The 26,874-nt window shown below is 63.3% G+C and carries 29 protein-coding genes; 17 read left to right on the top strand and 12 right to left on the bottom strand.

Features of this window, described 5'->3' with window-relative positions; all coding sequences use genetic code 11:
• Nucleotide 1 precedes the first annotated feature (1 nt).
• From CRP40_RS11770 to CRP40_RS11760, 3 genes are all read right to left on the bottom strand, one after another.
• Nucleotides 2–562, bottom strand: coding sequence for an antibiotic biosynthesis monooxygenase (locus tag CRP40_RS11770; RefSeq protein WP_027914403.1), 561 nt, complete (start codon nt 560–562; stop codon nt 2–4).
• Between the two features lie 172 nt (nt 563–734).
• Entirely contained in the window at nt 735–1,352 is a 618-nt protein-coding gene (locus CRP40_RS11765) for a hypothetical protein (RefSeq protein WP_023534363.1), read from the bottom strand.
• Between the two features lie 58 nt (nt 1,353–1,410).
• Nucleotides 1,411–1,839, bottom strand: a complete 429-nt coding sequence (locus CRP40_RS11760) for a PAS domain S-box protein (RefSeq protein ID WP_027914404.1) — start codon at nt 1,837–1,839, stop codon at nt 1,411–1,413.
• A gap of 111 nt (nt 1,840–1,950) precedes the next feature.
• Between CRP40_RS11760 and CRP40_RS11755 the strand changes: the two genes are divergently transcribed.
• Both CRP40_RS11755 and CRP40_RS11750 read left to right on the top strand, forming a co-directional pair.
• A complete protein-coding gene (locus CRP40_RS11755; protein ID WP_027914405.1) occupies nt 1,951–2,406 on the top strand; it encodes a flavodoxin in 456 nt (151 codons plus the stop codon).
• 224 nt (nt 2,407–2,630) lie between these two features.
• A complete protein-coding gene (locus CRP40_RS11750; protein ID WP_027914406.1) occupies nt 2,631–3,533 on the top strand; it encodes an alpha/beta hydrolase in 903 nt (300 codons plus the stop codon).
• Nucleotides 3,534–3,783: 250 nt separating this feature from the next.
• On the opposite strand, the gene CRP40_RS11745 is transcribed toward CRP40_RS11750, so the two are convergent.
• Nucleotides 3,784–4,566, bottom strand: coding sequence for an IclR family transcriptional regulator (locus CRP40_RS11745; RefSeq protein ID WP_027914407.1), 783 nt, complete (start codon nt 4,564–4,566; stop codon nt 3,784–3,786).
• 169 nt (nt 4,567–4,735) lie between these two features.
• Between CRP40_RS11745 and hmgA the strand changes: the two genes are divergently transcribed.
• The 3 genes from hmgA to maiA are packed head-to-tail and all read left to right on the top strand — an operon-like array spanning nt 4,736 to nt 7,974.
• The gene (gene hmgA, locus CRP40_RS11740; protein ID WP_027914408.1) at nt 4,736–6,037 is read left to right on the top strand and encodes a homogentisate 1,2-dioxygenase; all 1,302 of its coding nucleotides are present in this window, start codon (nt 4,736–4,738) and stop codon (nt 6,035–6,037) included.
• Nucleotides 6,038–6,040: 3 nt separating this feature from the next.
• Complete coding sequence (gene fahA / locus CRP40_RS11735; protein ID WP_027914409.1) at nt 6,041–7,333, top strand: fumarylacetoacetase; 1,293 nt, start codon at nt 6,041–6,043, stop codon at nt 7,331–7,333.
• 11 nt (nt 7,334–7,344) lie between these two features.
• Entirely contained in the window at nt 7,345–7,974 is a 630-nt protein-coding gene (maiA, locus tag CRP40_RS11730) for a maleylacetoacetate isomerase (protein ID WP_027914410.1), read from the top strand.
• Between the two features lie 40 nt (nt 7,975–8,014).
• Here the strand turns inward: maiA and CRP40_RS11725 are convergent, their stop codons facing one another.
• Together CRP40_RS11725 and CRP40_RS11720 are read right to left on the bottom strand one after the other, a co-directional pair.
• Complete coding sequence (locus CRP40_RS11725) at nt 8,015–8,356, bottom strand: hypothetical protein (RefSeq protein WP_027914411.1); 342 nt, start codon at nt 8,354–8,356, stop codon at nt 8,015–8,017.
• Between the two features lie 159 nt (nt 8,357–8,515).
• Entirely contained in the window at nt 8,516–9,322 is an 807-nt protein-coding gene (locus CRP40_RS11720) for a tetratricopeptide repeat protein (RefSeq protein WP_027914412.1), read from the bottom strand.
• A gap of 123 nt (nt 9,323–9,445) precedes the next feature.
• On the opposite strand from CRP40_RS11720, the gene CRP40_RS11715 reads away from it, so the two are divergent.
• Nucleotides 9,446–10,465, top strand: coding sequence for a Glu/Leu/Phe/Val dehydrogenase dimerization domain-containing protein (locus tag CRP40_RS11715; protein WP_027914413.1), 1,020 nt, complete (start codon nt 9,446–9,448; stop codon nt 10,463–10,465).
• Between the two features lie 37 nt (nt 10,466–10,502).
• Here the strand turns inward: CRP40_RS11715 and CRP40_RS11710 are convergent, their stop codons facing one another.
• The gene (locus CRP40_RS11710; RefSeq protein WP_027914414.1) at nt 10,503–10,766 is read right to left on the bottom strand and encodes a YebG family protein; all 264 of its coding nucleotides are present in this window, start codon (nt 10,764–10,766) and stop codon (nt 10,503–10,505) included.
• Between the two features lie 218 nt (nt 10,767–10,984).
• On the opposite strand from CRP40_RS11710, the gene CRP40_RS11705 reads away from it, so the two are divergent.
• Entirely contained in the window at nt 10,985–11,455 is a 471-nt protein-coding gene (locus CRP40_RS11705) for a phosphate-starvation-inducible PsiE family protein (RefSeq protein WP_027914415.1), read from the top strand.
• A gap of 3 nt (nt 11,456–11,458) precedes the next feature.
• Here the strand turns inward: CRP40_RS11705 and CRP40_RS11700 are convergent, their stop codons facing one another.
• Together CRP40_RS11700 and CRP40_RS11695 are read right to left on the bottom strand one after the other, a co-directional pair.
• Complete coding sequence (locus CRP40_RS11700; protein WP_027914416.1) at nt 11,459–11,749, bottom strand: DUF3509 domain-containing protein; 291 nt, start codon at nt 11,747–11,749, stop codon at nt 11,459–11,461.
• A gap of 158 nt (nt 11,750–11,907) precedes the next feature.
• On the bottom strand, nt 11,908–12,255 hold the full coding sequence (locus tag CRP40_RS11695) for an HPF/RaiA family ribosome-associated protein (RefSeq protein ID WP_027914417.1): 348 nt from the start codon (nt 12,253–12,255) through the stop codon (nt 11,908–11,910).
• Between the two features lie 239 nt (nt 12,256–12,494).
• Between CRP40_RS11695 and CRP40_RS11690 the strand changes: the two genes are divergently transcribed.
• The 6 genes from CRP40_RS11690 to CRP40_RS11665 all read left to right on the top strand — a co-directional run bounded on the left by CRP40_RS11690 (nt 12,495) and on the right by CRP40_RS11665 (nt 18,785).
• Nucleotides 12,495–12,800, top strand: a complete 306-nt coding sequence (locus CRP40_RS11690) for a DUF3649 domain-containing protein (RefSeq protein WP_027914418.1) — start codon at nt 12,495–12,497, stop codon at nt 12,798–12,800.
• A complete protein-coding gene (locus tag CRP40_RS11685) occupies nt 12,797–14,374 on the top strand; it encodes a PepSY-associated TM helix domain-containing protein (protein ID WP_027914419.1) in 1,578 nt (525 codons plus the stop codon). The genes CRP40_RS11690 and CRP40_RS11685 overlap by 4 nt, the downstream gene beginning before the upstream one ends.
• A complete protein-coding gene (locus CRP40_RS11680) occupies nt 14,374–14,700 on the top strand; it encodes a DUF3325 domain-containing protein (RefSeq protein ID WP_027914420.1) in 327 nt (108 codons plus the stop codon). Before CRP40_RS11685 ends, CRP40_RS11680 begins: the two co-directional genes overlap by 1 nt.
• Before the next feature lie 4 nt (nt 14,701–14,704).
• Nucleotides 14,705–15,274 (top strand): RNA polymerase sigma factor, encoded by a 570-nt coding sequence (locus CRP40_RS11675; RefSeq protein WP_027914421.1) that lies wholly within the window; start codon nt 14,705–14,707, stop codon nt 15,272–15,274.
• The gene (locus CRP40_RS11670; RefSeq protein ID WP_027914422.1) at nt 15,271–16,257 is read left to right on the top strand and encodes a FecR family protein; all 987 of its coding nucleotides are present in this window, start codon (nt 15,271–15,273) and stop codon (nt 16,255–16,257) included. The genes CRP40_RS11675 and CRP40_RS11670 overlap by 4 nt, the downstream gene beginning before the upstream one ends.
• A 137-nt stretch (nt 16,258–16,394) precedes the next feature.
• Nucleotides 16,395–18,785 (top strand): TonB-dependent receptor, encoded by a 2,391-nt coding sequence (locus CRP40_RS11665; protein ID WP_027914423.1) that lies wholly within the window; start codon nt 16,395–16,397, stop codon nt 18,783–18,785.
• Here the strand turns inward: CRP40_RS11665 and CRP40_RS11660 are convergent.
• Complete coding sequence (locus tag CRP40_RS11660) at nt 18,782–19,669, bottom strand: AraC family transcriptional regulator (RefSeq protein WP_027914424.1); 888 nt, start codon at nt 19,667–19,669, stop codon at nt 18,782–18,784. The two genes, CRP40_RS11665 and CRP40_RS11660, sit on opposite strands and share 4 nt — an antisense overlap.
• Before the next feature lie 181 nt (nt 19,670–19,850).
• Between CRP40_RS11660 and CRP40_RS11655 the strand changes: the two genes are divergently transcribed.
• Complete coding sequence (locus tag CRP40_RS11655; protein WP_027914425.1) at nt 19,851–20,753, top strand: DMT family transporter; 903 nt, start codon at nt 19,851–19,853, stop codon at nt 20,751–20,753.
• Between the two features lie 59 nt (nt 20,754–20,812).
• Here the strand turns inward: CRP40_RS11655 and CRP40_RS11650 are convergent, their stop codons facing one another.
• Both CRP40_RS11650 and CRP40_RS11645 read right to left on the bottom strand, forming a co-directional pair.
• Nucleotides 20,813–21,787 (bottom strand): D-glycerate dehydrogenase, encoded by a 975-nt coding sequence (locus tag CRP40_RS11650; protein WP_027914426.1) that lies wholly within the window; start codon nt 21,785–21,787, stop codon nt 20,813–20,815.
• A 71-nt stretch (nt 21,788–21,858) separates the two neighbouring features.
• Nucleotides 21,859–22,788 carry a LysR family transcriptional regulator gene (locus tag CRP40_RS11645; protein WP_027914427.1) on the bottom strand — a complete coding sequence of 310 codons (930 nt, stop codon included), beginning with the start codon at nt 22,786–22,788 and terminating at the stop codon, nt 21,859–21,861.
• Between the two features lie 191 nt (nt 22,789–22,979).
• On the opposite strand from CRP40_RS11645, the gene CRP40_RS11640 reads away from it, so the two are divergent.
• Genes CRP40_RS11640 through CRP40_RS11630 form a run of 3 tightly spaced genes read left to right on the top strand, consistent with a single transcriptional unit; the run spans nt 22,980 to nt 26,873 of the window.
• Entirely contained in the window at nt 22,980–24,509 is a 1,530-nt protein-coding gene (locus tag CRP40_RS11640) for an efflux transporter outer membrane subunit (protein ID WP_027914428.1), read from the top strand.
• Nucleotides 24,506–26,683, top strand: coding sequence for an FUSC family protein (locus CRP40_RS11635; protein WP_027914429.1), 2,178 nt, complete (start codon nt 24,506–24,508; stop codon nt 26,681–26,683). Before CRP40_RS11640 ends, CRP40_RS11635 begins: the two co-directional genes overlap by 4 nt.
• A complete protein-coding gene (locus tag CRP40_RS11630) occupies nt 26,673–26,873 on the top strand; it encodes a DUF1656 domain-containing protein (protein ID WP_027914430.1) in 201 nt (66 codons plus the stop codon). The genes CRP40_RS11635 and CRP40_RS11630 overlap by 11 nt, the downstream gene beginning before the upstream one ends.
• Nucleotide 26,874: the final 1 nt, after the last annotated feature.

The raw sequence follows: 26,874 nt of genomic DNA, 5'->3' as shown, positions 1-26,874 counted from the left end.
CCTACCGGCTACGCCAGGCGTGTTCACGTGTTGACGAACCCTGCAGCCAGCCCGCCAGCAGGTGCGTTGAAAGGGGGATGAACAGGTACACCATCAGGGGGGTGAGCGCCAGGGTGCTCAAAAGCACGCGTGGCAACAGGTCCATGCCTGCCAACCAGTGACCGAACAGCATATTGAAAGCCAGTGACACCGGAAAGAACGCCAGCCAGATCGCCGTGGCCTGCTTCCAACGGGGTGGTTTACGCACCAAGGCAGTGCCGAACCAGTCGTTTATGCCACTGACCCGTGCCTCTCTGGGGCGCTCGAACAGCCCGTTGCCCCGCTTGAGCCAGGCGCGCCGGGAAGCCGAATGTTCCCAGGCATGCAGGGTCGGCTCGTCACTGAAGCGGAAGATGATCTGAAACTCATCGCCGTCGCGCGGCGGTGCGAGAATCCCTGAGCCCAGGTAGCCGGGGAAGTCGGTGGCCAGCTGTTCGCCCTCATGGAGCCAGGCCAGCAATTCTTCGTAGCGGCCGTCGGCGGCGCGCCGCGACACCATCAAGGTGACGGGGGATCTAGACATCGTGTATCTCCTGACGACGAGGCTGGCGGGTAGCTGGCCCCTTGGCTGTGTCGGCCGGGGTGGTGGTCGACTCAGTTAGGCATGCAAGAAGTGGGCGCGGATTATGGCGTATCGCCCGGGCAGGCGTAAGTCATAGGGTGGGTAAACACGGCGCGTTCGTCGGGTGTGGGCTTCAGCCGGGCATTTGCGTATGCAACTCAGGGTGAGCCAGCCGGTGCTTGTGGAGAATGAAATCGCGCAGGCGTTCGATGTCTTCCTGGGCAGTGCCACTCAGGTCATAAGCGGCCTTCGATCCGTCGATACGCCGGCCGAGCTTGCCATGAAGCTCGATTGGGCAGACCCCGTCCGGGGCGAATCGGAGCGTGAAGACATCAGGGGCGTCAGGTAGGTCGCGCACTTGCACAAGCACACCTTTGACAGAAATGTCACACACCCAGAGCCCGCTGTCGTCACCATGGGCGTCGAGCAGCGCACAGGGCGGATCAAGGGTCAGTCGCCAGGGTCGCAGCCTGGGGCCTATCTCGAAAATGTCGGGCGCGCCCAGTTGCAATTGCAGCGTATGGAACTCGTCTTCGATCAGCTGCAGCGGAATGCTGATTTGCTGGTTGTCGACATGGGCCTGCAAGGTGACTTGCTCATGCGCGACCAGGCGCGTCAACAGGCCCTGGATGCGGCTGTCCCCATTGACCAGGAGGCTCGTCATGGCTTCGGCCATGTCGAACTGCGGGGAGTGCTGGACATCCTGGATATAGTCCAGCTCATCCTGGGTCAAAAGCGTGTCGGGGGGCATCTTGAAACTCGATGTGGAGGGTTCTACAACCCAGTTGACTCCAAAAAACAACCGGGGTTCAGGTCTGGTCACCGGCTTTCTGACGAACGCGCAGCTCGGCCAATTCGCGTTCCATTTCCACTTGCCGGGTAACGTCCTTCTGAATGCCGATGAAGTACAGGCGCTGGTCAGCCGCATGCCTTAGCGGGGTAATCGAAAGCTCGTTCCAGAACGCGGTGCCATCCTTGCGGTAGTTACGCAGCACTTCACGGCAGGCCCGGCCCTCTGCCAACGCCTTGCGGATGCGCGCGCGGCCCAGTTGGTCGCGGTCGTCTCCCTGCAGGAATCGGCAGTCCTGGTACAGGATTTCATCTCGGCTGTAGCCGGTTAGGCGCTCGAAAGCCGCGTTCACGTAGATGAGGATGGTGTCGTCGCCTTCCTGTTCGGCGACCACGATACCGTCGTCCGAGGCATCGACCATCGATTGCAGCAACTGCGCAGTGATCATGTGTAGGTCATGCAGTGAAGGGATGAGGGCCACGGGCATTACCACGGCCTTGTGCCAGCGCTGGGTGCTAGTATCCTACGATTTCACTCAGTATCGGAAACCTTTTCCCTGATGAAAGTCGTCATTATTTCCGGATCGGTGTACGGCACCGCCGAAGAAGTCGCCCGTCACGCCGAATCGCTGCTCAAGGCTGCTGGCCTGGAGGCCTGGCACGCCAACCGAGCCTCTTTGCCCGACCTGCAGGCGTTCGGCCCGCAGGCAGTGCTGGCGGTGACCTCCACCACCGGCATGGGCGAGCTGCCCGACAACCTCATGCCCCTCTACAGCGCCTTTCGCGACACCCTGCCGGCCGCCTGGCGTGGCCTGCCGGGTGCAGTCATCGCCTTGGGCGATTCCAGTTATGGCGATACGTATTGCGGCGGCGGCGAACAGATGCGCGAACTGTTTGCCGAACTTGGCGTGCACGAGGTGGTGCCCATGCTGCGGCTCGATGCCAGCGAGAGCGTGACACCGGAAACCGATGCCGAGCCGTGGCTGGCTGAACTGGCCCAGGCACTGAATGCCTGACGTTTTGCAGGACGGGAACGCAGCCGGCAACCAGGCAGGCTGCGCCTACCGCTGGTGCAGGTGACTCGCTCAGTCATCAAGCTGGCTGGCAACGCAAGTTCAAGCGCCTCGGCCGCTGGCTAGACTGTGTCTCGACATAGAGAGCACATGCAAGTGCCGAGGTGACATGCAATGACAGCAGCCTTGCCCTATCGCGTCCATATTCCTTAACCCGGTGCCTTCCGATGCCCATGGCCGAAATTCCATTGTGCGTCTGGCGTACCCGGGGACAGAGTTTCACATTCCGGGGCCAGAGCATCCGCTACTGGACCGCAGGGCAAGGAACGCCCCTGCTTTTGCTACATGGTTTTCCTACAGGGAGCTGGGACTGGCATTACCTGTGGGGGCCTCTGGCCCAGCGCTATCGGGTGGTGGCCTGCGACATGCTAGGGTTCGGCGATTCGGCCAAACCGGTTGATCACGTCTATAGCCTGATGGAGCAGGCCGACTTGCAGCAGGCCTTGCTGGCTCACCTGCAGATCGAGCAGCCGGTGGATGTGCTGGCTCATGACTACGGCGGTAACGTGGCTCAGGAACTGCTGGCTCGGCATCATGAACAGCGTGCCAGTATCGCCAGCTGCGTCTTTCTCAACAGCGGCCTGTTTCCTGAAGGCTGTCGCATGCTGCTGCTGCAGAAGCTGCTGCTAAGCCACCTGGGGTGGTTGGTGGCGCGTTCGTTCAGCCGTGATGACTTGGTGCGTCACCTGACCCGTGTCTACGGGCCGTGTACCCACCCGAGCGAAAGCGTGCTCGACGACTTCTGGAGCATGCTGGCTGCCAATCGCGGCACGCGCGTGCTGCACAGGCTTGCCGGTTACGTGCCTGAACGCATGCGCCACCGTGATCGCTGGACACAGGCGCTGCAAGGGACGGTGCCGTTGCGTCTGATCGCTGGCGCAGTCGATCCCCTTTATGGCGCGCGCATGGTCGAACACTACCGTCGGCACGTACCGACCGCCGATGCCGTGCTGTTGCAGGGTATTGGTCATCATCCGCATACCGAAGCGCCGCAACAGGTGTTGCGTCATTACCTGGCGTTCAGGGAGCCCGCCCAGGCGTTCGGCTCGCTCAAGGTGGCCCAGTCCTGACCCGTTGAAGCGGCAACCAGGCCCTTGAGCACTAAATCGCAGGCAAAAAAAACCGCTGCCTTTCGCAGCGGTCAATCGAGACGTCAGATCAAGGAGCTTCAAAATCTACGTCGATACACCTGGCTGACACCGCGAGCGGGGGGAGAGCCCTCGGTGGCAGCCAGTGATCCGATAATAAGCAATTGAATCCGCTGGAAAAACCGCATACGGCGACATTCACCGTTACATACCAGGCAACAGTCTGCAGTACTCAAGGCGCTGGGCAGTGCCCCATGCGCCAGCTTGTCTCGCGCGTGGCAGCCAGTAGCCGCTGCGCCGCAGGGCCTTGTTCATCGGCCTGGAACATCGACGTGGGCCCCACCACCGTCATCACCGCAGCGATCTGCCCCATGGCGTTGAAGATCGGTGCTGACAGCGCATCCACACCCGGCATCAGCAGCCCGTGGATGTGGTGCAGGCCGCGTTCACGTATACCTGCCAGTACCTGCTGATAATCATCAGGCCGCTGCTTGAGCTGGGTCAGCTCGCGCGCCATCAGGTCCACGGTTTCCCGCTCAGGCAAATGGGCCGCGAACACCAGCCCGGTGGACGAGGTCAGCAGCGGCAATACCGAGCCGATCTGCGTCACCACGGTGACGGCGCGCACGGCCGGTTCGATGCTTACCACGGTCGCCCCCTGGTTGCCCCACACCGCAATGAAGCAACTCTCGTTCAATTCATCACGCAGCTGGGAGAGCGGCAACGCGGCGACTTTCAGTACATCGATGCTGCCCAGCGCGGCCATGCCCACGCGCAATGCTTCGCGCCCCAGACCGTAATGATTGGTGGCCGCATTCTGTTCGGCGAACCCGCTGGCAATCAAGGCTTGCAGGTAACGATGCACCTTGCTCGCCGGCATCTGGACATGCTCTGCGAGCCTGGACAGTGACGTAGAAGGCGAGAGTTCGGCCAATGCCTTGAGGATGTCGGTGCCCACCTCGGCTGAGCGGACCTTCTGCTTGCCGTTGTCGGTAGGGGAGCTGGCTTTGGCCATCGGTAGGATCATCCGCGAGTCATCGAGTCGCGCCTTTATAGCTTGACGCCTGGCGCAGAGCAAATTACGTTATTCGTAATCTGATTACGATAAAAACAATGCAGATGCGCCGCCGTTCCCTCGGGCAGCAGCAACTGCTCCCACAGGCCGCCCCGGCCCGGAGGCATCGATGAATCGCGACCCTGCACCTGACCTTCACTACCTCAGCGGTTTCGGCAACGAATTCACCAGCGAAGCGTTGCCAGGCGCATTGCCGGTCGGGCAGAACTCGCCTCAGAAAACTCCCTATGGGCTCTATGCCGAGCTGCTCTCCGGCACAGCGTTCACCATGGCCCGTCATGAGCTGCGCCGCACCTGGATGTACCGCATCCGGCCGTCGGCCGCTCACCCGCGTTTCGAGCGCCTTGCGCGCCAGCCTCTGAGCGAGGCGTTGGGTACGATCACGCCCAACCGCCTGCGCTGGAACCCGCAGCCCATCCCGCAAACGCCGACCGACTTCATCGAGGGTTGGGTGCCCATGGCGGCCAATGGCCCTGCTCATGCGCCTGGCGGTGTGAGCATCTACATCTACTGCACCAACCGCTCCATGGAGCGCGTGTTCTTCAACGCCGACGGCGAGCTGTTGCTGGTGCCTGAGCAAGGTCGCCTGCGCATCGCCACCGAGCTGGGTGTCATGCAGGTCGGCCCGCTTGAAATTGCAGTGATTCCCCGCGGCATGAAATTTCGCGTCGAGCTGGTCGATGCCCAGGCGCGTGGCTACCTTGCCGAAAACCACGGCGCGCCCCTGCGCCTGCCGGACCTGGGGCCCATCGGCAGCAATGGCCTGGCCAACCCTCGCGATTTCGAAACGCCGGTGGCCGCTTATGAACAAACCACCGGGCCGGTGCAGCTGGTACAGAAATTCCTGGGGGAGCACTGGGCATGTGAACTCCAGCATTCGCCGCTGGACGTGGTGGCCTGGCACGGCAGCAACGTGCCTTACAAATACGACCTGCGCCGCTTCAATACTTTGGGCACCGTCAGCTTCGACCACCCGGACCCCTCGATCTTCACCGTGCTCACCTCACCGACCAGTGTGCACGGCCTTGCCAACATGGACTTCGTGATCTTCCCGCCGCGCTGGATGGTGGCCGAGAACACCTTCCGTCCACCGTGGTTCCACCGCAATCTGATGAACGAGTTCATGGGGCTGATCGACGGTGCCTACGATGCCAAGGCCGAAGGCTTCGTGCCCGGTGGCGCCTCCCTGCACAGCGTCATGAGCGCCCATGGCCCGGATGCCGAGACGTGCGACAGGGCCATCGCCGCCGAGCTTGCCCCGCACAAGATCGAGAACACCATGGCGTTCATGTTCGAGACCAGCCAGGTGCTGCGCCCGAGCCAGTACGCCATGGCCTGCCCGCAGTTGCAGACCGACTACGACAGCTGCTGGGCCACCTTGCCCAGCACCTTCAACCCGAACCGGAGATAACCCATGAACCAACACGCTATCGCCCGCAGTTGGGTGAGCCATGCCAATGGGCACAGTGACTTCCCGCTGCAGAACCTGCCCTTGGGTATCTTCAGTCGTGGCAGCGAGGCCAGACGCTGTGGCGTGGCCATCGGCGATGCCATCCTCGACCTTGAGGCGGTGCTGGGCTTGGGTTTGTTCGAAGGTCAGGCCAAGGCGGCGGTACTTGCTACGCAGGGCGGCACCTTGAATGGTTTCTTCGCACTGGGGCGCGGAGCGCGCGTGGCGCTGCGTGAACGGCTGCTCGAGTTGCTCGGTGAGCAGTCCGAGCACCAGGCAATGCTGGAAGGGGCGCTTTACCCCGCCAGCACTTGCCAGATGCACGTGCCGGCCCAGATCGGCGATTACACCGACTTCTATGTGGGCATCGAGCACGCCCGCAACATCGGCAAGTTATTCCGCCCCGACAACCCCTTGCTTCCCAACTACAAGTACGTGCCCATCGGCTATCACGGCCGTGCATCGACCATTCGCCCCTCCGGGACGGATGTTCGCCGGCCCAAGGGCCAGACATTGCCCGCCGGGCAGAGCGAACCGAGCTTCGGCCCCTGTGCGCGGCTGGACTACGAGCTGGAGCTGGGCATCTGGATCGGGCAGGGCAATGACATGGGCCAGGCCATCCCCATCGGCGATGCCGCCGAGCACATCGCGGGCCTGTGCCTGCTCAACGACTGGTCGGCGCGAGACATCCAGGCGTGGGAATACCAGCCACTGGGGCCGTTCCTGTCCAAAAGCTTCGTGACCACGATTTCGCCCTGGGTCGTCACGGCCGAGGCGCTGGCGCCCCTGCGCTGCGCTCAGCCGGCCAGGCCGCAAGGGGATCCCCAGCCGCTGTCCTACCTGCTCGACAAGCGTGATCAGGCAGCCGGTGCATTCGACATCGAACTGGAGGTGCTGCTGCTCACCGAGCGCATGCGCGAGGACGGTGCTACACCGCACCGCCTGGCCCTGAGCAACACCCGCAGCATGTACTGGACGGTGGCCCAACTGGTGGCGCACCACAGTGTCAACGGTTGCCAGTTGCAACCCGGCGACCTGTTCGGTTCCGGCACCCTGTCAGGTGCCACCCCAGGGTCCTATGGCAGCTTGCTGGAAATCACCGAGGGCGGTAAGCACCCGGTGGAGTTGCCCAATGGCGAAGTGCGCAAGTTTCTGGAGGACGGCGACGAAGTCATCCTGCGGGCACGGGGTGTGTGCGACGGCGAGGTGAGCATCGGGTTCGGCGAGTGCCGTGGCCGGGTCATCGCGGCCAACTGAGGAGCGCAGGCATGGAGCTGTATACCTATTACCGTTCCACCTCGTCCTACCGGGTGCGGATTGCCTTGGCCCTCAAAGGGCTGACCTTCCGTGCACTGCCCGTCAATCTGCTGCAAGGCGAGCATCGGCAAGCCGGTTACCTGGGTATCAATCCCCAGGGCCGGGTACCCACCCTGCGTACAGACGGTGGCGAGCTGCTGGTGCAATCCCCAGCGATCATCGAGTACCTGGAAGAGGCCTACCCGCAGCCCGCCCTGCTACCGGAAGGTGCAGCGCAGCGCGCCAAGGCCCGCGGGGTGGCGGCGATCATCGGCTGCGACATCCACCCCCTGCACAACGTCAGCGTGCTCAACCGCTTGCGTGAAGCGGGCCAGGATGAAGTGCAGATCAACCAATGGATCGGTCATTGGATAAGCCAGGGGCTGGGGGCTGTCGAGCAGGTGATCGGCGAGGGTGGGTATTGCCTGGGCGATACCCCTGGCCTGGCGGATGTCTACCTGATACCGCAGCTTTATGCCGCCGAGCGATTCGGGATCGACCTAGGGCGTTACCCGCGCATCCGCAGAGTGGCGGCGTTGGCGGAGCAGCATCCGGCGTTCATGCAGGCTCATCCTTCGCGTCAGTCCGATACACCGCGGTGAGCGCACCAAGCCGCGGTTGATCTGAGAAGTCGTTCATTGCCTAGCGTGGCTTGGATGACTGCTCAGGCGCCTCATCATGCGCATCGGCTTTGCGTTCCTTGGTTGCGCTCCTGTAGGCCCTGTCGTTGAGCGACTGCAGGAGGATTTGGTTAAGCGATAGCTGAGCTGCAAGCTGAGCCTGTTGCATAACCATGCTTTGAGCCTGTATTTCCTTGAGCTCCTTGAGTGTGGCATTGGCTTCCACAAGTTGACTGGCGATCTTTCTGAGTTGAACGTTAGACACTTTCGGCTGTTCGCTCTGTGTCGTCTGTCCGCACCCTGGCAATCCCATGAAAGTCAGCGTCAAAGTGGTTATGGCAGTTATGCGAGTCGGTATGTTCAAAGCTTGCTTTCCTTGCTAATGGGTGCGCTGAGCCTGTGAGGTTGCGCATTGCAGATAGTCCGTTGTGCCAGATCATCACTAATTCTGGTGATCCAATCCAGTTACTTGTACCCCTGCGCCATTACTTTTAGAAAGACGTTAGCCCCCGCTCATCTGCCGTCAGTGAATCGAGCGATTGATCGAAGGCAGCTGACCCAGTCGCTCGCTCACTGCCAGTCGCTGCACAGGGTCTTCCGTGAGCAGCAACGCATGTTCCAGGTCGAAGCGTTCGGCGTGTGGGCAATCGAGCTGCCTGTACAGGCTTGCACGGGCCAGGTAGTCGCCAACCTGAGCGGGGCCCAGTTGCATGACGCGCTCGGCATCGATCAGCGCCGCGAGTGGGGCATCATTACTGGTGTGCAGGTGGCGCAAGTTGCGTGACAGCCGTTGCAGCATCTGCATCGCGCTGGCCGGGCGCAGGTGCTCGGCGCTCAACGCGGTGCCAGGGCCGTACTGGCGGATCAGCAGCTCCCGGCAATCATTGGGGTAAAGACGCCGACCGCCGCAGGGGTCGAGCAAATGGTCGGCACCCGGCACGCGCAGTAGGAAGTGCCCCGGGAAGCTGACACCTTCGAGTGGAATGGACAAACGTTGCGCAAACTCCAGTGCCAGGATGGCCAAGGCCAACGGTTGGCCGCGTCGCCTTGTCAGCACATGGTTCATCAAGGCAGCGTGCGGACGCAGCGGCAGGTATTCATCCTGTTGGAAACCTAATGCGTTGAGCTGGCGCAAAAGCGGCTGGGCAAGTTCAGTGGCCGCCACCATGGGCAGATGAATGCTGATGGTGTGCTGCATGTTCTGGCAGACGGCCTGGCAGGCATCAGGGTCGACGCTTGGGTCATGTTCGGCGGCGATCCACAGCGCAGCTTGCAGCAGGGCGGCAGGCTTGTTTTCAAGGCAGGCCAGGCAGGCTTGACGTGGCTTCATGGGCTTCTCCACTCACCCTTGAGTAATAGCCGGCCAGAGCGGTTTCGTCCAGTTGTCCGGTAGCCCGGCCTGCCCGGTTCAGGTGCCTATACTGGATGCTGCACCTCATGGGGGAGCCAGGCCATGTTCGCACTGATGCAAAGCACCCGTACTCAGTCACTGCATGTGTTCAACGATCCGCAGACAGGCCTTGAAGCCGTCGTGGTCATTCACAGCGAGCGGTTCGGGCCGGCCATGGGCGGTTGTCGCTACCTGGCCTACACCGATCATGAGAGTGCCATCACCGATGCAGTCACCCTGGCCCAGGGCATGAGCTACAAAGCGGCAATGGCGGGCCTGCCGTTCGGGGGCGGCATGGCGGTCATTTTGCGCAGTCCGCATGTGAACGACCGCGCCGCCCTGTTCGAGGCACTCGGCCGCTGCATCGATAGCTTGCAAGGGCGACTGCTCATTGCCCTGGACAGCGGCACCTCGACGCTGGACATGGATTGCCTGGCGCAGGGCACCCCCCATGTTGTCAGCACGACGGCGCTGGGTGACCCTGCCCCACATGCGGCGATGGGGGTATTCGCGGGCCTGCGCGCCACCGCCCATGCACGGCTGGGCAGCCACAACCTGGAAGGGCTGCGTGTTGCCGTTCAGGGACTGGGGAGCGTGGGGTATGCGCTGGCCGAACATCTGCATGCATCCGGTGCAGACCTGCTGGTCAGCGACCTGGAGCCAGGCCGGGTGCGACTTGCAGTGGAGCAGTTCGACGCACAACCGATTGCCCACGATGCGCTACCCAGTACACCGTGCGACATCTTCGCCCCATGCGGCGTAGGCCCGGGATTGAATGGGCAAAGTGTGATGCAGTTGAGGTGCGCGGCGGTGGCAGGCGCTGCGAATAATCAGCTGGCATCGCTGCATGTTGCCGATCAGTTGGAGGGGCGAGGAATTCTCTATGCGCCTGATTACGTGATCAACGCAGGCGCCCTGATCTACTCGGCGTTGGCTCACAAGGGCGAAAGAGCGGAGGCGATCACCGCCCATATTGCCCGTATACCTGCCCGACTCACCGAAGTGTTCGGCCATGCCCAGGCTGAAAAGCGTTCACCTGCACGTGTGGCGCAGGCGCTGGCGGAACGTTTGCTGTACGCGTGATTTCCGCGCCCTTAGGCAATCAAGGCACCAGCGATCGCTATTGAGCAGCATCGCTCTCGAGCAGTTCACCCAGCGCGTCAGGCTGGCTCTTGAACGCCCTGGCAAACACGTCGCGGTTCTTCGCCATGTAGATACCAGCTTCTTCTACCTGCTGCTCGCTCAATGATGGCACGGCCTTGTGCAGCACTTCTGCCAGGCGCTCAGCCAGTTCGAGCATCTTGTCGTGACGGTCTGCTTCGGCTTTATCCATGAACAAGCGCTCCGGGTCGCGGCTGCTGCGATACACCACTTCGACGGCCATTCATCACCTCTATGCCTTTTTGCTGTTAACGATTTACTGTATCTATATACAGTAATGGCATTCTCCGAATCGCGCAACCCTGAATTTCCCGGGTGCTGCGCGTGTCCTGCGTCACTCGACCACCTTCCAAGCCCCTGTGCCTGGCCCTTTAACTGCATGGCACAAGCGTCATACGGGTAGCGCATCATTTTTTGGATAGCTTTGGGGAGTCGTTGATCGTGAACATCAAATGGGCAGAAAAACTGCGCAAAGGCTTGCATGGTTCAGCCGATTCGCTGGGCAACCTGTGCGTCGAAGGCTTTCACTACCTGGCCTTGTTCGGCATCGGTGCGATAACCGCCTATGCCGCTGTGGTGACCTTCCTGGACATGCTCGGCAAGGGTGGGATAAGTGTGGATGACATCCTGCTGCTGTTCATCTACCTGGAGTTGGGCGCCATGGTAGGCATCTATTTCAAGACCAACCACATGCCCATCCGCTTTCTACTGTACGTGGCCATCACGGCGCTCACCCGCCTGTTGATTGGCGACGTGTCGCACCACAAGGCGCCGGATGTAGGCTTGCTGTACGTGTGCGGGGGCATTCTGCTGCTGGCATTGGCCATTCTGGTGGTGCGCTACGCGTCGTATCGCTATCCGTCGACCAAGGCCCTGGATGCCAGCGGCAAGGATGTGGAAGAGGGCAAGTAACCCTCAGTTGGCCACGACGTTGCGTGCTTGGCCGCCACCGGGGCGCGTGAGGGCGGCGAGCACTTGCATGGGGTTCTGGCTGCGGTCTATCGCCAGACCCAGGCGGATGCTGTCGATGACCCGTTGCAAACGAGCAGGGTCGTTGCGTTGCGCCTGGCTGATCAAGCGTTTGGCGGCAATGCCCGCCTCGTCAGACAAGGTGAGCATGATGCTCCCGTCTAGCGCCTCGATGCTCAGGTTGACCCGGTACTGGGGGCTGAACGCTGCACTGATCTGATCGAATGGGTTGGTCATGATGGCGCTTCTGCAACGTGATGATGCAGAAATTGACTGGCGGGGGCGGGAGCAGGTTCCAACCGTTTATCGGTCGTGACAGGCGCAGTAGTGCAAGGCTGAGCCCCTGCGGCTGGATAAGGCAAGGGCCGCTGCGCGGCCCTATTCTGGTCAGGTGATCAAGCCTCCGGATCACTCAGCTCCAGCACGCCACGCTTGCTGCGCAACTTGCCGTACAGATGCTCCAGCGCGTGGGTCAGCTTAATAGCCGCGCCTTCCACCGCCTGGTCAAGCGAATTGGCCGTATGGGTCACCGAGATCGGCTGATGGCCTTTGGGGCGAGCCTCCATCTGGCAGCGCTTGTCCTGTGGTCCGGGTTTGCCGCCGTTTTCATCGCGCAGGTGTACCTCGATACGGGTGAGGTCTTCCTCGTAGCGCTCCAGCGTGTCTTGCACCGTGTTGCGGACCCACTCGTCGAGCCGGGCATTGCCATCGATGTGGTTGCTGCTGTTGACCTGGATTTGCATGATTCAATCCTTATTCAGCTTGCTCGCGTGGAGACGCCAGGCCCTTGAGACCCTTGGAATTTCTGCGCCTCTTGACTCTAAGGTCAGGCAAGCGAACAGCGAATTCAACCCCCGCGAAAAAATAAATGTCTTGTAGCAAAGCCGATTGCTCACTTTTGCCCGGCATGCTGTCGGCCAGGCTTTGCATATGAGAATCCATATCATTATTATTGCTGGCCTGACCCTTTCCGGACTTCGTCATGACCCGTAAACCCGCCAGCCTCACGCCCAGCTATCGCCTGGCCGTGGCTTCACGCAGCCTGGCGGCGTTGCTCGGCGGTTACCTGTTGGCGTCTACGGCCAGTTTCTGCGTGGCAGTGTCGCTGCCCGTGGCGCCGGTTGACGCCACGCTGATCGGCCTGATGCTGTCGTTCGTGTTCTACGTGCTGGCATTCATCGGTTGCTTTGCCTGCCGTGATGCCTGGCGAGCGTGGCTGGGCGTGTTGATACCGAGCCTGGTGCTCGGGCTGCTTGGCGCACTGGTCCATTGGATGAAATTGCCATGAAAGAAGGCTTCCGCCAGGCGATGGCCTGGCTGCATACCTGGACGGGCCTGCTGTTCGGCTGGCTGCTCTTTGCCATCTTCCTCACCGGCACCCTGTCGTACTTCAAGGAAGAAATCACCCACTGGATGCAGCCTGAGATAAGCCATCACGCCGCCAGCCCGCAGGCCGCACTGGAGGCGGCGCAGCGCTACCTGCAACGTCAGGCGCCCGCTTCGCAAAGCTGGTTCATTCGTTTGCCCAATGAGCGCGAAGCAGGTGTGAAGGTCGGGTATCGGGATGCGAACGGCGGGCCGCGCGGTTTCGTCACCCAGACCCTCGATGCCAAGACCGGCGAGCCCGTCACGGCGCGCGACAGTCGTGGCGGTGAGTTCTTCTACCGGTTCCACTTCCAGCTGCAGATGCCTTATCCGTATGGCCGCTGGCTGTCGACATTCTGCGCCCTGATCATGCTGCTGGGGCTGGTCACCGGCATCATCACCCACAAGAAGCTCTTCAAGGAATTCTTCACCTTTCGTCCTGGCAAAGGCCAGCGTTCCTGGCTGGACGGTCACAACGCCATTGGCGTGCTGGTGCTGCCGTTTCACCTGATGATCAGCTACAGCAGCCTGGTGCTGTTCATGTACCTGGTCATGCCCGCAGGGCTGATGGCGCATTACGGCGATGACACCTCGAAGTATTTCAATGATCTGTTTGGGGGAGGGGAGGCACCCAAGGCAGCCCAGGTCGCCGCGCCGCTTGCACCACTGCCGGGTCTGTATGCCCAGGTCCAGGCGCTGCAACCAGGGGCGCGGGTGGGCAACATTCGGGTCGAGAACCCGGGCGACAGCAACGCCCGGGTCACCTTCACCCAATCTGCCGCCGACCACGTTGCCTATCGTCGCAGTGCCAACTGGACCTTCGACGGCGCCACAGGCGCGCTGCTCGAACAAGGCAAGCCCGAAAGTGGCGCCATGCTGACGGCATTCAGTTTCGCCGGGTTGCACATGGGCAATTTTGCTGGCCCTTGGCTGCGATGGCTGTATTTCTGCTTCGGGCTGGCGGGCACCGCTGTAATCGGGACCGGCCTGGTGATGTGGTTGGACAAGCGCCAGCTCAAGCATGCCAAAGCCCCACGCGTTCCACGTGAGCTGCGTCTGGTGGAAGTGCTCAATATCGTCAGCATGAGTGGGCTGCTGTTGGCAGTGGCCAGCTTTTTCTGGGCTAACCGGCTGCTGCCGGTGGCGCTTGAAGCCCGTGCCGACTGGGAGGTCAACGCGTTTTTCATCACGTGGGGCCTGGCGCTGGCGCATGCCATTGCGCGTAGCGGTCGCCGGGCCTGGGGTGAGCAATTGGCACTCGGGGCGCTGGCCTTCATGCTGTTGCCCCTGCTCAACGCGCTGACCACGGCGCACGGGCTCGACCACGCCATCATCGATGGCGACTGGAGTATGGCGGGGTTCGACCTCACCGCACTGGGCTGCGGCGTATTCCTGGCCTGGCTGGCAAGCAAGAAGCTGCGCCCTGCGGTGGCCTCGGCCAAGCTTTCCCGTTCACGCGCCAGCCAGGTTGGCCATGAAACGGCGCAGGCCCGATGATGTTCGGTATCGCCTTGATCGCCTTTGCGGGTTTCGCCGCCTTGTGCCTGGCCATGCCCAAGCACTTCGAAACGCTGTTGGGGCGCACGCCTGGTCCAGGACAACCGCAGCTATTACGCGTGACCGGCTGGCTCATGCTGCTGGTCTCGTTGGCCCTTGCTGTGCAGTCGCGGGGCTGGGCTCACGGCTTGGTGGAGTGGACGGCCGTGGTGATGGCAGGTGTGACCTTGTGGGTGTTCGCGTTGCCGTATCTGCCGCGCTTGCTGGTCGGCATGGCCGCCGTCAGCGCATTGCTGGGGCCGTTGCTGGTCCTGTCAGCCGGGTGATGCCGTGAGCCCCACGACGCAGAACGATGGCTCGGACGGTGAATCGATCGCTCGTGCCCGCTTTATCCAGGTCTTCATGGCCCAGCGCGCGCGCATGGAGGCGCTGGTCAGTCGCCGGGTAGGCTGCCGGGCCACCGCGTCCGACCTGGTCCAGGAACTGTTCTTGCGCTTCTGGGGGCGTGCGCAGGTCAAGGTCGAAGCCCTGGACACCTACTTGATGCGCTGCGCCGGCAACCTGGCCATCGATCACTTGCGCAGCGAGAGCAGCCGACAGCGTGCTGTCGCTGATGCTTCACAGGACAGCGCGCACCTTGTGAGCCAGACGCTGGAGCAGACCCTGGAGGTGGATGACGATCTGCAACGTATCGAAAACGCCTTGCGTGCGTTACCCGAGCGTACCCGGCAGATCTTTCTGCTCAACCGTGTCCACGGTTGCACGTACAGCGAAATAGCACTCGCCATGCAACTGTCCCAAAGCGCCGTGGAAAAACATATGATGCGTGCCCTGCAAGCCTGCAAGACCAGTGTCGCCCTGGCCGCGCCGATTCCACGACGACCACGGGGCACGCCGTGACGACCACGTTAGCTGCTGTCACCCAGGCACAATCCGATGCCGCCCTGCAGTGGCTTGTACGCATCAACGGGCAGCCCGAGCAGGCCCGCTGCGCGGCGTTCAGGCGTTGGCTGCTGGCCGATCCCCGGCACCCGGTTGCGTACGAGCAGGCGCAGGCGCTGTGGAACCACAGTGCTCCCGCTGCCGCGACCCTGGCCGATGAAGACCGGCTGGCCCTGCAACACTACCTCGACCGGATGACGCCGCCTGCTACGAGGCGCCCCAGGCGTTGGCGTGCAGGGGCGCTGGCCATGTCCGCTTGCCTGATCATGGCCATTGGCATGCTCCTTGGGTGGCAGCCCGGGCACTGGCTGCTGGATCTGCGCGCCGACTACAGTACGTCGGCCGAACGGCGCGAAGTGACCTTGCCGGACCACTCGGCGGTCACGCTGGACGCCCACAGTGCAATTGCCGTGCATTTCGACAAAGGCCAGCGACGCGTGCGGTTGCTGCACGGCGCCGCGTTCTTCAAGGTCACCCACACTGGCGAGCCCTTTGTGGTGCAGGCCGCGGATGGGCAGGTGCGAGTGCTGGGCACCGAGTTCGAAGTACGCGAGCAGGGCGCCGCCACCCAGGTCACCGTACGCGCCGGTCGCGTAGCGGTCCGCCCATCCAAGGGAGCCGTGGCCCGTGAGCTGATTGCCAACCAGCAGGTGAGCTACAGCGCGGGGCAGGTCAGCCACACGTTGTCGGTCGACAGCGAGCAGCGTCTGGCATGGCGCGAGGGTTGGTTGACCTACTCCCAGGCGCCGCTGGCGCAAGTGGTCGAGGAGCTGGGTCGCTATTACCCCGGTCACATCGTGCTGCTCAACGAAGCATTGGGGCACCGTGAAGTCAGTGGCAGTTTCCCCATTGCCGAACCGCTGCAGGCGCTGGACTCACTGGGTGCAGTGTTGGGCTTTTCGCGTCAGACGGTGCTTGGGCGGTTCACGGTTATCCGTTGAATGCTGGTCGTTATGCACCTGATGCCATGCTCTCAAAAAAACTTCATCCCGCAGGTGAGGTATCAGCACCCCTCAACCGTGTAGTGCGTGGAAGTGCGATTCATTCGCACTCAACACCCTCTCTCAGGTCAGCGTCCATGAAGTCTACCTTGCGTTGCGTTCCCCTCTGGCTCGGTCTTGCAGTACTCCCGCCGTTCGTCTACACCCCAGCGGTGAGTGCGGCGCAACGCGCGCAAGCTTACACCTTCGACCAACCCGCCCAGCCACTGCTCCAGGCCCTGGACGCCTTCAGCCGCGTCACCGGGCAGAGCGTGGTCCATACCCTGACGCTGCCTGCCGTGCAGGCGCCTGCGCTGCGCGGGGCCTTGAGCGCCGAGCAAGCGTTGCAACGCTTGTTGGGTAATGCCGGGCTGATCTGGCGACGGGTCGATGCCCATACCTTCACCCTGGAGGCGCTGGACACCGCAGGTGCCTTGAACCTGCAGGCCACCACCGTGACTTCGCAGCTCGACAGCTCAAGCTATCAGCCGCCGGACACCACCTCGATCATGCGTGGCCAGGGCCCCACTCAGGACATCCCCCAGGCGATCAACGTGGTGCCTGCCCAAGTGCTGCGCGACCAGGCGCCGCGCAACCTTGACGATGCCCTGGCCAATGTCAGCGGCATTACCCAAGGCAACAATTTCGGCGGTACCTCCGACACCGTCATGAAGCGCGGCTTTGGCGACAACCGCGACGGCTCGATCATGCGCGATGGCATGCCGTTGGTGCAGGGCCGCAGCCTCAGTGCCAGCACTGAGCGGGTCGAGGTGCTCAAGGGGCCGGCTTCGCTGCTGTACGGCATCCAGGATCCAGGCGGCGTGATCAACGTGGTCAGCAAGCGGCCGCAGTTGCAGGCCTACAACGCCCTGACTGCACGCGGCTCGACCTATGGCGATGGCAAGAACGGCAGCGGTGGCGGGTTCGATAGCACCGGCGCGCTGGGGGACAGCAACATGGCCTACCGCCTGATTGCCGACCATACGGACGAAGACTACTGGCGCAACTATGGCGTGCGCCGCGAGACGCTGCTGGCCCCCTCGCTGGCCTGGCTGGGCGAGGATACCCAAGTGGTGGTGGCCTACGAGCACCGTGAGTTTCTCTACCCGTTCGACCGCGGCACGGCCTTCGGTAACGACGGTCATCCGCTTGACATCCCAGCCACTCGGCGCCTGGATGAGCCGTTCAACGATATGCAGGGCCGCTCCGACCTCTACAGCCTGCAACTGGACCATCAGCTTGCCGACGACTGGAAACTGCACCTGGGCTACAGCTTCAACCGGGAAACCTATGACGCCAGCCAGGTACGCGTGACCGGGGTCAACCCGCGCACCGGCACACTGTCGCGCAGCATCGATGGCACGCGCGGTGCCATGAGCCGGGACCAGTTCGTCACGGCGAGCCTGGCTGGCACGGTCCAGTTGGCAGGCCTGCAGCATGACCTGCTGGTGGGCCTGGACCATGAAGACCGCAAGGTGTACCGCGCCGACTTGATCCGCCAGACGCCGCGCACCTCCTTCAACTACCTGAACCCTGTGTATGGGCGTGAAGTGGAAGGCACCACGCTACGCGCCTCCGACAGTGACCAGACCGACAAGCTGCGCACCGACGCCCTGTTCATGCAGGATGCGCTGCACCTGGACGATCACTGGATCCTGGTGGCCGGTGGGCGCTTCCAGCAATATGACCAGTACGCCGGTCGCGGGCGCCCGTTCAATGCCAACACCGACATCAGTGGGCAAACCTGGGTTCCCCATGCGGGGGTGGTGTACAAGGTCGATGAGCAACTCTCGTTCTACGGCAGCTACAGCGAGTCGTTCAAGCCCAACTCGACCATCGCGCCACTGGCCGGCAACGTGGTGCTCGACGGCGCCATCGCCCCGGAAGAGGGTAAGTCGTGGGAGCTTGGGGCCAAGCTCGACGTGCCGGGGCGTATCACGGGTACCCTGGCCTTGTTCGACATCACCAAGCGCAACGTTCTGGTGTCCAACTTCGATTCGAGTACCCGCGAGACGGTTTACAGCAATGCCGGTGAAGTGAACTCCCGGGGCGTCGAGCTGGACCTGACCGGCCAGTTGAGCGAGCGCTGGAGCCTGATCGGCAGCTACGCCTTCACCGATGCCAAGGTCACCCAGGACCCGGCCCTCAAGGGCAACCGCCTGCAGAACGTGGCGCGGCACGGCGCTTCGTTGTCCGCCGTCTACGATTTCGGCAGCCTGTTCGGTGGCGACAGCCTGCGCGCCGGTGCCGGGGCTCGTTATGTGGGCGAGCGTACCGGCAATGCGACCAACACCTTCGACCTGCCGTCCTACACAGTGGCCGACGCCTTCGCCAGCTACGAGACCCAGCTGGACGAGCACACCGTTCGCCTGCAACTGAACGTCAAGAACCTGTTCGACAAGGTGTACTACAGCTCGTCGGTGAACCAGTACTTCGTGGCGGTGGGCGATGCGCGGCAGGTGAGCGTATCGGGCACCTTCGAATTCTAGCGACCGGCCCTTCGGCCCAGGGCTTGGCGATACTCCCCAGGCGTGGCCGCCAGCACCTGGCGGAAGCGATTGCTGAAATGGCTGGCACTGGCGAACCCGCAGGCCAGGGCCACCTCGCCCAAGGGCGCATGGCCCAGCCGCAGCAGCAGGCACGCCCGGTGCAGGCGCCGGGCCAGCAGGTATTGATGGGGTGGCAAGCCGAAGCTCACGCGAAACATGCGTGCGAAATGGTACTCGGACAGGTTGCACCGCACGGCCAGCTCGCCAAGGGTAAGGGCATGCTCCAGGTGTGCCTCGATGTAGTCGATCAACTGGCGGCGCTGGCTGGGCGCCAGCCCGCCCTTCAGGCGCAGACCTTGGCGCAGGCCCACCTGGCTGAGCACGGCATGGTCGACGATCTCGTGCGCCAGGCTGCTGGCCAGCAAACGCTCGGCCGGCTCGTTCCAGTCAAGGCCTGACAACTGGCGAAAGCGCAGGGCCTGCCCGGGGTCGTCCAGGAAGGTCGCCTCCTGCAGTTGCAGCGCCCGCGGTTCCCGGTCGAGCAGGCGTACGCACCCCAGCGCAAACTGCGCTGGGCTCACATACAAGTGGGCCATGCGGATGGCCCCGTTGATCACCCAGTTCGACTCGTGCTCGGCCGGCAATACGCACAGCTTGTCCGGAGCACCTTTGTCGGCCGGGCGTTGGCGTCGAAAGGTGCCGGTACCGTCGGCCAGGTAGCAGGACAGGGTGTGGTGGCTGGGTGCCTGGTAGTCGCGGGCATCGTCGCGGTTGCGCCACAGCGCAGCCGCCAGCCCATCGCCCAGGTGCGCGCTGAGCTCCAGCCGGGCGTTGGGTGATGCATGCATGACATTGAACACTTGCAGCTGGGTGAATGGCGTCATCGGGGCCTACCTCTGCTGCACATGCTACTGCGGCCAAGGACTGGTGACAGCGCCCTGATGCGCAAAAGCGCAAGTTTATGCAAGCAGGGCAGGGACACCGAGCGAAATACTGGCGATGCCCGGTACCCAGGCATGCCTGCCTTGGCCGGGACACCCGTGGACGGCCCAAAGGAAACACACCATGAACCTGTCGCTCTACCTGCTCACCGTGCTTATCTGGGGTACGACCTGGATTGCCCTGAAATTCCAGCTGGGTGGGGTCGCCATCCCGGTATCCATCGTCTATCGCTTTGCCTTGGCAGCGCTGATCCTGTTTGCCGTGCTGTTGCTCACCCGGCGCCTGCAGCCCATGGGGCGGCGCGGCCACCAGATTTGCCTGGCCCAGGGGTTGTGCCTGTTCTGCATCAACTTCATCTGCTTTCTCAGCGCCAGCCAATGGATCGCCAGCGGCCTCATTGCCGTGGTGTTCTCCACCGCCACCTTGTGGAACGCGATCAATGCCCGGCTGTTTTTTGGCCGGCAGGTAGCCCCGCATGTACTTGGCGGTGGGGCCCTGGGTTTGCTGGGCCTGGGCCTGCTCTTCTGGCCGGAGCTGTCGCACCATGCGGCCAGCCGCCAGACCCTCTATGGCCTTGGCCTGGCACTGCTCGGCACCTTGTGTTTTTCGGCAGGCAACATGCTCTCGAGCGTGCAGCAGGCGGCCGGGCTCAAGCCCATGACCACCAACGCCTGGGGCATGGCGTATGGGGCAGGCATGCTGGCGATCGCCTGCCTGTTGGGTGGGATTCCCTTCGAGATGGAGTGGAGCACACGCTACGTGGGCTCACTGCTCTACCTGGCGGTGCCGGGCTCGGTGATCGCGTTCACGGCGTATCTGACCTTGGTCGGTCGCATGGGGCCGGAACGCGCGGCCTACTGCACGGTGCTTTTCCCGCTGGTGGCCCTGAACGTGTCGGCGGCCGTCGAAGGCTATCAATGGACGCCCACCGCCTTGCTTGGCCTGGTGGCGGTGATGGCGGGCAATGTGCTGGTGTTTCGCAAACCCAAGGCTGCGCGTAGTTCCGAGGTGCCACGGCCTGCCTAGGCCTGGTCATGAAGCCGGGCCGCACCGGTGGCGGCCCGTGCGCTCAGCAACGCCCGTGCTCAGCCTTTCCCCACCTGAGGGTTGACCAGGTCCCTCGGCCGCTCGCCCAGCAGCGCCGCGCGCAAGTTGTCGATGGCGCGGTTGGCCATCGCCTCGCGCGTCTCGGCGGTCGCCGAACCAATGTGGGGCAGGGTCAGGGCATTGGGCAGGCTGAACAGCGGGGAGTCGGTCAGGGGTTCCTTTTCATACACGTCCAAGCCGGCACCTCGGATCGTGCCGTCCTGCAGGGCCTGGATCAATGCCGCTTCGTCCACCACTGGCCCGCGGGCGATGTTGATCAGAAACGCCGAGGGCTTCATCAGCTTCAGCTCGCGGGCGCCGATCAACTGGCGCGTGGCATCGGACAGCGGCACCACGATGCAGACGAAGTCGGCTTCGCCCAGCAGTTGCTCGAGGCTGCGCATCTGCGCACCCAGTTCCTGCTCCAGGGCCGTCTTGCGGCTGTTGCCGCTGTAGATGACCGACATGTTGAAGCCCAGACGACCCCGCCGCGCGATGGCGGCGCCGATGTTGCCCATGCCGACGATGCCCAGGGTCTTGCCATGTACGTCACTGCCGAACAGCGCAGGCCCTACGCTGGCCTGCCAATGGCCGGCCTTGGTCCAGGCGTCGAGCTCTGCGGTCCGCCTGGCGCAGCCCATGATCAAGGAAAAGCCCAGGTCGGCCGTACTTTCAGTGAGCACGTCCGGTGTATTGGTGAGGGCGATGCCCCGTTCGTTGAAGTAGTCCAGGTCGTAGTTGTCGTAGCCCACTGACACGCTGGACACCACTTCGAGCTTGCCAGCCCCTTCGAGCTGGGCACGCCCCAGCTTGCGGCCCACCCCAATCAGGCCGTGGGCATGCGGCAGGGCTTCGTTGAACTGCGCGTTGACGTCACCGCGTTTGGGATCGGGCATGATCACGGTGAAATCGTGCTGCAAGCGCTCGGCCATGGCCGGGGTGATCCGGCTGAAGGCAAGGACGGTCTTTTTCATCGTTCACCTGAAGGCAAAACCCTGAAGCTACAGGTTGTGCGCAGCAGGCTGCAACCCTTGCCGGTGGTGGCTCAATGCGCTTTCAGGTCGGCTTCATGGGCCGCGAGGATTTCCGGCAGCGAGTTGCGCAGGTACTCCACCCAGGTCTTGATCTTGGCGTCCAGGTACTGGCGCGACGGGTAAATGGCATACAGGTTGAGTTCCTGCAGCCGGTATTGCGGCAGGATTCGCACCAGGGTGCCGTTGCGCAAGCCTTCGATGGCCGAATAGATCGGCAATACCCCCACCCCCATGCCACTGCGAATGGCCGTGCGCATCGCATCGGCCGTGTTGACCATGAAGGGTGAGCTGGTGATGTTGACCATTTCCTGGCCTTCGGGACCATCGAACAGCCATTTTTCAAGCGGTATCACCGGGCTGACCATGCGCAGGCAGGCATGCTTGAGCAGATCGGCCGGCTTCTGCGGCACGCCATGACGGGCAATGTAGGCCGGCGACGCGCAGACGATGCTGTAGGTGATGCCCAGCCGTTGTGACACGAAGCCTGAGTCCGGCAGCTCGGTGGCCAGCACGATGGACACGTCGTAACCTTCGTCGAGCAGGTCGGGCACGCGGTTGGCCATGGTCAGGTCGAAGGTCACGTCCGGGTGCGATTCGCGGTAGCGGGCGATCGCATCGACCACGAAATGCTGGCCCACCCCGGTCATCGAGTGCACCTTCAACTGCCCGGCCGGGCGGGCATGGGCGTCGCTGGCCTCGGCCTCGGCTTCTTCGACGTAGGTCAGAATCTGTTCGCAGCGCATCAGGTAGCGCTTGCCGGCTTCGGTCAGCGCGATGCGGCGGGTGGTGCGGTTGAGCAGGCGTGTTTGCAGATGCGCTTCCAGGTTGGAGACGGCCCGCGACACGTTGGCGGTGGTGGTATCCAGCTGGCCCGCTGCGGCCGTGAAGCTGCCGAGCTGGGCCACGCAACTGAAGGCACGCATGTTTTGCAGGGTGTCCATGGGTCACTCTCGATCTAGAGGACAAAATTGTGTCACGAAGTCGCGCAACCAGGATGAAAAGTTGCCTTCGACCAAAGGCTGATTATCGCCGTTTCAGTAACAAAGATTCGCAGGAATCAGCGCTTATCGCCAGTGTGGCCGCCCCCTAGAATTGCCCAGCCCCTCCACCTCTTCCTCGGGATATCGCAGCTGTGCCGCGTTGCATCATCGGAACGCTCCAAGCGTTCAGTGCCTGTGCCCTTGCCCTCACCTTGAGCGGCTGTATCGGAACCTGGGGCATTGCCCCGCAGACCCAAACGCTGCAAGCCAACACCCTGAGCCCCAGTGCAGCCATCGAGCAGGCCGCCGCCGATGCCCACTGGCCCGACCAGCAATGGTGGCGCGCCTACCGCGACCCCCAACTCGATCACTGGATAGCACTGGCGCTGGCCGCCAACCCCAGCCTGGCCATCGCCGCAGCACGGGTGCGTCAAGCGCGGGCCCTGGCTGGCCTTGCCGAGTCGGCCGAACACCTGCAAGGTACCGGTCGGGCGACGCTCAACCGGCACAATTGGCCTGACGATCCCTTCTATGGCCCGGGTGATTTGTCCGGTGCCACCACCTGGGATAACAACGCAAGCCTTGGCCTGAGCTACGCCCTTGATCTGTGGGGGCGCGAGCGCAATGCCAGCGAGCAGGCCGTGGACCAGGCCCATCGACAGGCCGCAGAGGCCAGGCAGGCCCAGTTGGAGTTGCAGCACACGGTGGTGAGCGTGTACATCGAGCTGAGCCTGCACTACGCCCGGCGCGACATCATCAAGGCTCAACTGGCGCAGCAAGAGCAGATTCTGGACCTGGCCCAGCGTCGACTGGACGCGGGCATCGGTACCCATCTGGAGGTCAGCCAGGCTCAGGCGCCGCTGCCGGAAACCCATCGCCAGCTCGACAGCTTGGACGAGGATATCGCCCTGGCCACTCATCAGCTGGCGGCCCTGGCGGGTAAGGGGCCAGGGGAGGGCGCGCAGCTGCAGCGCCCCAGCCTGACCCTTGCCGCACCCTTGACGCTGCCTTCCAGGCTACCCGCCGAACTGGTCGGCCAGCGCCCCGATGTGGTCGCCAGCCGCTGGCAGGTCGCGGCCCAAGCGCGGGGGATCGACATGGCCCATGCCGGCTTCTTCCCCAACGTGGACTTGGTCGGCAGCCTGGGTTTCGTGGCCACCGGCGGCGGCCCGCTGGCATTTCTCACCGGGCGCAAGTTCAACTACACCGTCGGCCCGGCCGTCACCCTGCCGATCTTCGATGGCGGGCGTCTGCGCGCGCAACTGGGGGCCGCCGCCGCCGACTATGATGTGGCCGTGGCGCGCTACAACCAGACGGTGATCGGCGCGCTCAAGGACATCTCCGATCAGCTGGTGCGTCGTGAGTCGATGCAGGCGCAGGCGCACTTTGCGGCCGAGTCGGTCGCCGCGGCGCAGAAAACCTACGACATCGCCATGGTCGCCTACCAGCGGGGCTTAACTGACTACCTGAACGTGCTCAACGCGCAGACGCTGCTGTTTCGTCAGCAGCAGGTTCAGCAGCAGGTGCAGGCCGCGCGCCTGATCGCTCACGCCGCGCTGGTGACTGCGCTGGGCGGCGGTCTGCAAGCCGGCTCGGATGTGCCGGACGAAGAACGCCAGGCGCCGCCAGCCACGCCAGCACCTCTCGCCCTACTCAACGCCAAGCCGAGTGAGCGCCCATGAATACCTGGGGTTTACCCCTGCGCTGGTTGCAGAGCCTGCAATGGCGGCGCGGTTTCCAGGCCTGGGTGCGGACCGATGGGGTCACCTGGGTGTACATCTTCAAGGTGCTGGCTGCAGCCTTCATCACCTTGTGGCTGGCCATGCGCCTGGAGTTGCCGCAGCCGCGCACCGCCATGATCACCGTGTTCATCGTCATGCAGCCGCAAAGCGGGCATGTGTTCGCCAAGAGCTTCTACCGGGTGCTGGGCACCTTGGCGGGTTCTGTGATGATGGTCGCATTGATGGCCGTGTTCCCGCAGAACACCGAACTGTTTCTGCCCAGCCTGGCCGTCTGGGTGGGCCTGTGCTCGGCAGGCGCCATGCGCTACCGCACTTTTCAGGCGTATGGCTTCGTGCTTGCCGGCTACACGGCGGCGATGATCGGCCTGCCGGTGTTGCAGCACCCGGACCAGGCGTTCATGGCAGCGGTGTGGCGAGTGCTGGAGATTGCCTTGGGCATCCTGGTGTCCACGTTCGTCAGCGCCGCCATCTTGCCGCAATCGGCCAGTGCTGCCATGCGCAACGCCCTGTATCAGCGTTTCGGTGCGTTCGCGGCCGTGGTGGTCGAAGCCTTGCGTGGCGACAGCCAGCGTGAGCGTTTTGAAAGCAGCAACGTGCGCTTCGTGGCCGAGGCGGTGGGGTTGGAAAGCCTGCGCAACGTCACTGCCTTCGAGGACCCGCACATGCGGCGGCGCAGTGGCCGGTTGGTACGCATGAACAGCGAATTCATGGCCATCACCACACGCTTCAACGCCCTGCACCGCCTGATCGAGCGGCTTCGCGCACGTGGGCCCGTGCAGATCGTCAGCGCCATCGAGCCTGGCCTGCACACCCTCGTCGACCTGCTCGAACCCTATGTGGGACGCGCGTTGACCGATGCCGACGCCTTGCGCCTGACCCTTGAGCTTGGTGCCTACCGCGAAGGGTTGCAGGCCCAGGTCCGCAGCTTGCGCGCCGAATACCTGGCCACCGCGCCCTGCGAAGCCGACCTGCTGGATTTTCACACGGCGTTCGAGTTGCTCTACCGCTTCGTGGACGAGATGTACAGCTACGCCGAAACCCACGCCTCCCTGGCGGTGCACAACCACGCGCGAGAGCAGTGGGACGAACCCTACGTGGCGCAGACCAGCACCCTGGTATGCCTGGCAGCCGGGCTGCGCTCGGCAGCGGTGCTGTTGCTGCTGGGCAGTTACTGGCTGATCAGCGACTGGCCAAGCGGCGCCATGATGACCTTGATCGCCACGGTTACCGCTGGGCTGTCGGCGGCTTCGCCCAACCCCAAGCGGCTGTCGTTCCAGATGGCGTGCGGCACGGCGATAGGCGCGGTGATCGGGTTTTTCGAAACCTTCTTCGTGTTTCCCTGGATCGACGGCTTCCCTTTGCTGTGCATGGTCCTGGCCCCGGTGTTCGTGCTGGGTGCGTTTCTCTCGTCGCGCCCGGCTTACTCGGGCTACGGTATTGGCCTGCTGGTGTTCTTCGCCATCGGCTCGGTGCCCAACAACCTGACGGTGTATGACCCGTACAGCTTCATCAACGACTACATCGCCATGGTCGTTGGCATGTTCGTGTGCGCGGCTGCCGGCGCGATCATCCTGCCGCCCAATAGCCGCTGGTTGTGGAGCCGGCTGGAGCAGGCCCTGCGTGAACAAGTGCTGTTTGCTATCAGCGGGCGTCTGCGCGGCATCGGCACGGCCTTCGAAAGCCGCACGCGCGACTTGCTGCACCAGGCCTATGGCCTGGCGGCCGGCAAGCCGCAGGTGCAAAGCCAGTTGATGGGCTGGATGTTCAGCGTGCTTGAAATCGGCCATGCGGTCATCGAGCTGCGCAAGGAGCAGGCACGGGCACCCGTGCACCCGGCCTATGCCGAGTCCCAGCCGTGGCGCCAGGCTATCCGGGTCATGGGCCGCGCCCTGGCGCGGTTGTTCTTGCAGCCCAGCGCCGGGAATCATGAGCGTGCCCTTGTGGCGGTGGACCATGCCATTTCCCGGGTGCAGGCCACCGACGAGCCGTTTGCGCGGCACTTCGACACGTCGGTGTTACGCCGTGTCCAGAGCTACCTGCACTTTATCCGCTCATCCCTGCTCGACCCCCACTCACCGCTTGCGCCACCCAAAGGCTTGCCCCATGCCTCGTGAAATCGCCTTCCACGGCGTGTACATGCCCACCCTGACCGTGATGTTCCTGTTTGCGCTAGGCCTGGCCTGGGGGCTTGACCGGTTCATTGCCAGCGTTGATGGCTACCGCTTCTTCTGGCACCCGGCGCTGCTGCGCCTGAGCCTGTTCGTCTGCCTGTTCGGCGCCCTGGCGCTGTCGCTCTACTGGTGAG

The sequence above is a fragment of the Pseudomonas sp. URMO17WK12:I9 genome (assembly GCF_900230165.1).
Taxonomy (GTDB): domain Bacteria; phylum Pseudomonadota; class Gammaproteobacteria; order Pseudomonadales; family Pseudomonadaceae; genus Aquipseudomonas; species Aquipseudomonas fulva.
This window is presented reverse-complemented; position numbering and strand designations above follow the sequence as displayed.

What these genes read in the sequence shown, in the direction of transcription:
- CRP40_RS11770 (WP_027914403.1), bottom strand. Translation starts at nt 562, where the DNA reads ATGTCTAGATCCCCCGTCACCTTGATGGTGTCGCGGCGCGCCGCCGAC.
- CRP40_RS11685 (WP_027914419.1), top strand. Translation starts at nt 12,797, where the DNA reads ATGAAAGAAGGCTTCCGCCAGGCGATGGCCTGGCTGCATACCTGGACG.
- CRP40_RS11635 (WP_027914429.1), top strand. Translation starts at nt 24,506, where the DNA reads ATGAATACCTGGGGTTTACCCCTGCGCTGGTTGCAGAGCCTGCAATGG.
- CRP40_RS11760 (WP_027914404.1), bottom strand. Translation starts at nt 1,839, where the DNA reads ATGATCACTGCGCAGTTGCTGCAATCGATGGTCGATGCCTCGGACGAC.
- CRP40_RS11645 (WP_027914427.1), bottom strand. Translation starts at nt 22,788, where the DNA reads ATGGACACCCTGCAAAACATGCGTGCCTTCAGTTGCGTGGCCCAGCTC.
- CRP40_RS11665 (WP_027914423.1), top strand. Translation starts at nt 16,395, where the DNA reads ATGAAGTCTACCTTGCGTTGCGTTCCCCTCTGGCTCGGTCTTGCAGTA.
- fahA (WP_027914409.1), top strand. Translation starts at nt 6,041, where the DNA reads ATGAACCAACACGCTATCGCCCGCAGTTGGGTGAGCCATGCCAATGGG.
- CRP40_RS11695 (WP_027914417.1), bottom strand. Translation starts at nt 12,255, where the DNA reads ATGCAAATCCAGGTCAACAGCAGCAACCACATCGATGGCAATGCCCGG.
- hmgA (WP_027914408.1), top strand. Translation starts at nt 4,736, where the DNA reads ATGAATCGCGACCCTGCACCTGACCTTCACTACCTCAGCGGTTTCGGC.
- CRP40_RS11745 (WP_027914407.1), bottom strand. Translation starts at nt 4,566, where the DNA reads ATGGCCAAAGCCAGCTCCCCTACCGACAACGGCAAGCAGAAGGTCCGC.
- CRP40_RS11765 (WP_023534363.1), bottom strand. Translation starts at nt 1,352, where the DNA reads ATGCCCCCCGACACGCTTTTGACCCAGGATGAGCTGGACTATATCCAG.
- CRP40_RS11700 (WP_027914416.1), bottom strand. Translation starts at nt 11,749, where the DNA reads ATGACCAACCCATTCGATCAGATCAGTGCAGCGTTCAGCCCCCAGTAC.
- CRP40_RS11630 (WP_027914430.1), top strand. Translation starts at nt 26,673, where the DNA reads ATGCCTCGTGAAATCGCCTTCCACGGCGTGTACATGCCCACCCTGACC.
- CRP40_RS11650 (WP_027914426.1), bottom strand. Translation starts at nt 21,787, where the DNA reads ATGAAAAAGACCGTCCTTGCCTTCAGCCGGATCACCCCGGCCATGGCC.
- CRP40_RS11720 (WP_027914412.1), bottom strand. Translation starts at nt 9,322, where the DNA reads ATGAAGCCACGTCAAGCCTGCCTGGCCTGCCTTGAAAACAAGCCTGCC.
- CRP40_RS11710 (WP_027914414.1), bottom strand. Translation starts at nt 10,766, where the DNA reads ATGGCCGTCGAAGTGGTGTATCGCAGCAGCCGCGACCCGGAGCGCTTG.
- CRP40_RS11660 (WP_027914424.1), bottom strand. Translation starts at nt 19,669, where the DNA reads ATGACGCCATTCACCCAGCTGCAAGTGTTCAATGTCATGCATGCATCA.
- CRP40_RS11755 (WP_027914405.1), top strand. Translation starts at nt 1,951, where the DNA reads ATGAAAGTCGTCATTATTTCCGGATCGGTGTACGGCACCGCCGAAGAA.
- CRP40_RS11750 (WP_027914406.1), top strand. Translation starts at nt 2,631, where the DNA reads ATGCCCATGGCCGAAATTCCATTGTGCGTCTGGCGTACCCGGGGACAG.
- maiA (WP_027914410.1), top strand. Translation starts at nt 7,345, where the DNA reads ATGGAGCTGTATACCTATTACCGTTCCACCTCGTCCTACCGGGTGCGG.
- CRP40_RS11715 (WP_027914413.1), top strand. Translation starts at nt 9,446, where the DNA reads ATGTTCGCACTGATGCAAAGCACCCGTACTCAGTCACTGCATGTGTTC.
- CRP40_RS11680 (WP_027914420.1), top strand. Translation starts at nt 14,374, where the DNA reads ATGTTCGGTATCGCCTTGATCGCCTTTGCGGGTTTCGCCGCCTTGTGC.
- CRP40_RS11655 (WP_027914425.1), top strand. Translation starts at nt 19,851, where the DNA reads ATGAACCTGTCGCTCTACCTGCTCACCGTGCTTATCTGGGGTACGACC.
- CRP40_RS11690 (WP_027914418.1), top strand. Translation starts at nt 12,495, where the DNA reads ATGACCCGTAAACCCGCCAGCCTCACGCCCAGCTATCGCCTGGCCGTG.